This window comes from Erythrobacter sp., assembly GCF_039988855.1.
Lineage (GTDB): Bacteria > Pseudomonadota > Alphaproteobacteria > Sphingomonadales > Sphingomonadaceae > Erythrobacter.
The window spans coordinates 1-3,725 of record NZ_JBDXIY010000012.1; the positions used below are offsets into that span (position 1 = coordinate 1).

The 3,725-nt window shown below is 57.1% G+C and carries 3 protein-coding genes; all 3 read right to left on the bottom strand.

Annotation, left to right across the window (positions count from 1 at the left end; all coding sequences use genetic code 11):
* Positions 1–30: 30 nt before the first annotated feature.
* The 3 genes from ABJ205_RS02910 to ABJ205_RS02920 are packed head-to-tail and all read right to left on the bottom strand — an operon-like array spanning position 31 to position 3,436.
* Complete coding sequence (locus tag ABJ205_RS02910) at positions 31–390, bottom strand: hypothetical protein (protein ID WP_348054124.1); 360 nt, start codon at positions 388–390, stop codon at positions 31–33.
* A 5-nt stretch (positions 391–395) separates the two neighbouring features.
* Entirely contained in the window at positions 396–2,882 is a 2,487-nt protein-coding gene (locus tag ABJ205_RS02915; protein WP_348054126.1) for an N-6 DNA methylase, read from the bottom strand.
* Positions 2,879–3,436: a hypothetical protein gene (locus ABJ205_RS02920; protein ID WP_348054128.1), complete on the bottom strand. Its 558-nt coding sequence runs from the start codon at positions 3,434–3,436 to the stop codon at positions 2,879–2,881. The genes ABJ205_RS02915 and ABJ205_RS02920 overlap by 4 nt, the downstream gene beginning before the upstream one ends.
* Between the last annotated feature and the right edge of the window lie 289 nt (positions 3,437–3,725).

Consider the following 3,725-nt stretch of genomic DNA (forward strand, 5'->3'; position numbering starts at 1 on the left):
TTACAAAATCCCGGTGGCGAAGCCAGCCCGTCACCGTGAAGAAAGCCGGAAAACTCCAGCCACCGGCGCTCCAAAGTTCGGTCTCAGAGCAAAAGCCGGAAAACTCCAGCCACCGGCGCTCCAAAGTTCGGTCTCAGAGCAGTGCGTGATGTCGAGAACCGCATACGCCCTCGCCTGAACGAGCATGGCGTCCAGCGTCGTCAGATTTCCTTTTCCAAGCAGCGCTGCCAGGTTTGTTCCGAAGCCAAGCTCCGCCAAGGCGACCGCAGAGACGAACCGAGGACTGTCTGTCGGTAGCGCGGCCAATGACTGGCTTTTGGCAACGTGATGCAGATGGTTCGGATCAAGATAAATGGACAAGACCGTTGTGTCGAGGAGATATGCGTCCATCTCGATTACGCCACATAATCGCGGAGCAAGTCGATCTCACTTTGGGGTAGCGGCTGGAATACCTTCTTGACCCAGTCACCCCCGGCGTTGAAACGTCCGGACAGCCGTTCCGCCAAACTCAAGCCAGGAATTGGATAGCTATCATTCCAGTGCTTCCACGCATGCGCGACGGGACGGTCAAACCCTTCAAAATAGGCTAGGAGCTGCCGCTCTAGCTTTAGTGGCAGATCGTAGGCCCTCATGATTTCAGCATCGATCTGCGCGAGCTGCCCGGCTAAGTCGTCATCGGTGTGATCGAAGATCGAGGCGGCGTTTACTCTTGTGATGTACTCTTCAGCGAGTTCCGCGAGCTTTGTAGGGAGTAAGGCAGGAATTGGAATGTCTCGGACGACTGACACCCGGAACCGGTCTTTTGGAGAATTCATAGCGAGGAAGGCATTCGCAATCGGCCCGTTGAGAACGGCTGAGAGCGCATACAGTTGACTGTTGGTAAGCGGCTCGACAGGCCAGAGGCCGAAAAATTGTTGCGAACAGAGAACGCCTTCGAGATCAACGAAAGCACCAATGCACCAAGCGCCACGGCTCAGGCGCGTTGCACTAGCGATCAGCTTAGGCTTCGACCAGTCATGGTCGAAAGCCCGACGAATGTGGTCTTCCCGGAAGTCCAACCACATCGGCTTGGGCAGCTTATATTGCTGAAGGTGGCGGGCGTTGGCAAAGCCTAGCTCGTATCCAGGTTTCGGGTTCTCGCTACGCCCCTGATCTTGGTCATACCATTGCAGGCCCAGGCTTGGCTTCAGGAGGGTTCCAAGCCGTGGACCATCTCGCAGATAGTCCCAGAGGGCGTTGAGTGGAGGAATCCAGAGGCACCCGTCAGGCTTTTCGGCAACATCTCGGATGAGGTCACGATGTACCGTTGTCTGACCGGTCTTGAGGAAAGCCGAACGGTCCCTTTCTGCCACCTCCGTAGACCGCAAGGAGATGGACACGGCCGGAGCGAGCCGCAGGTCACGGGCGATGACTGCGGCCGTTTCGACATCTGATGCGCCGAAGATGCCATCAGGAAGTTTGAGTACCTCCACTGAGCTATACAGACTTTCGATCCGTCGCCGTTGCTCTGCGAACTGTCGTTCCAGGATAAATGAGCGCGGCAGGACAAAACCTAAAGCGAGAGGCTTAGCGTCCAATGCTGCGCTCAGCGCTGCAATGGCCTTCGAATGCGTCGTCCCCGCAATTTCATACCGGGCCTTTTCCGCTTCGGTGAACGCTTCGAAGGGGGGGTTGCATAGGATCACGTTATTAGCGCTGATCCGGTCTGCGAGCGTGGTGCCGGCCAACAGGTCAGCTTCTTTGACATGCCAGCCGTTATGATTGGGGTAGTCGGCCAGGATAAGGGAAAGCGTGGCGACTTCGCATGCGAATGCGTCGACCTCATCCCCGGAAATGTGCTTGATCAAAAAGTCATGACGCTGCTGGTCCGACCATTCAACCGGAAGCAAGTCGCGCAAGTGGCGCAAAGCTGAAACGAGGAAAACGCCGGCACCAGCGAAAGGCTCGTAGATCTTTAGATCTTCGGGCTTGTGATTGTGGAGTTGAAGCTTCTGAACGACATACTCGGCAACCTGCCGCGGTGTACTATGTGTGCCGAAAACCTTGCGGGTCTCGGGTGTGATGAGTGTGTTCTCGTAAACGAATGCCAGGTCATCCGATGAGATATTGGAGAAGCTGATTCCGGCCCGCAAATGGCGCCATGCCGCATCAAAAACAACAGGCAACTCGTTCGCCCAGCGGCCCTCGATATGTCCCAGCGAGTAATAGGTCTCAATTCCTGCGAGGACCGACGAAAGGTCATCGGCGCTCCACGCGGCCGCGTAGGGATGGCAACGGTCTTCCAGAACCTTGGCAGCGAGAAGCCGGAAGACGACACGGAAAAGCGTGCGCGCATCCAGTGGTTCACCTTCAGATGCCTTTCGCGACAGTTCGAGCGTCTCGACGAGGAGACGGCTCAGTTTGATGTGAATTTCACCCTCGATCGCAGGTAGCAGGCCCAAATCAACGAAGTCGAGCTGGTAACCATCTTCGGAGGGGCCAACCGACTTTGCGCGATGGATTGCGTCTGGATGCCAAGTCGCACGGTGGCGCTTGAACAGCTCTTCGATACCCGCGAGTTCGACGGTTTCGATCGCGCGTGGGGGAACCTTGCTTCTAACTTCCCATACCGTGACGTCATCTTGATTGACGACGAACAGCAGGGGAGCGCCCAGAGCGCGATGCTGACTGACCACCTCGATCGCTTTGCGCCCCTCGCCGTGCACGACCGCTAGCGCTGCGGACCGGTAAGAGGGGGGCGTGCGGGTAAAGGCTGCAAGTTGAACGGTTCGAGTGGGATTGTTCTCGGCCAGGACGTCAGCGAAAGAGTAATCTATGACGATAGCTTCGGAACGATATCCGGTGTCGCGAGCCGCTTTGGCGATATGATCGATTGCGTTCACGGCCGACCTCCACGAGAGACGACAGCGTGGGAAATTTCGACCGGCGGGAAGCGCAGAGAAGGCTGCTCATCTTCGCTACCAGCGGCCAGCAATTGCTCGCGAAGCTGAGAGATCACCGGTGCTAACGGAATCACAATAGAGGGTTTGTCAGTCGGCGTTTCCGTCAATTCGCTGCGAAGCAGCAGCGCGGCGTTCGGCAAATCAATGATCAGCTTAGAGCGCTCCAGCACCGGCCAGGGCGACCGATTACAGAGATCGAACAAAGCCTCCCCGATCGGCGTCAGCGCACCCACTCGAATTCCCATATCCAGTGTGAGGAGCCTGATAACGGCCAGAGCGACAAGGTCCCCAGATCTGAAGCAGGGGCTATGACCACGCGCGCGGCGCAGCGGCCCCAGCGCCTTTTTCCAATGCCGATAAGTTTCCGGCGCGATAGACACAGCGCTTCGCAATTGGCCTGGGGTATAGAGTACTGTCACGAAGTCGAATACCATCTTGTTGCTAGCAACAAGATAAACTAGATCATTTTCCGCGGCAAGGCCGGCGACCTGCAATTGGCCGCTAGGTCGTCGATTTTCATGAGCCTTCTGGGCCGGTGCCTCCTGCCAGATTGCAGTGAGCTATTTGCCGGGCGGAGCGCGTTGCATCTGCGCAGTTGTAAAGGAAGGTGCAGCCGCATCGGCAATTCACAAGGCCGGCGGCACTAGAGCAGATTCGACTTAATCCGGGTCATATCCGGCTGCCTCGAAATAGTGCCGGCATTCCTCGGCGGTGAAGGCGGAGAGGCAATCGGCGACAACTGACCACAATTCGTCAACGGTTCTCGCGGCGGCCTTTCTGAGC

What these genes read in the sequence shown, in the direction of transcription:
- ABJ205_RS02910 (WP_348054124.1), bottom strand. Translation starts at nt 390, where the DNA reads ATGGACGCATATCTCCTCGACACAACGGTCTTGTCCATTTATCTTGAT.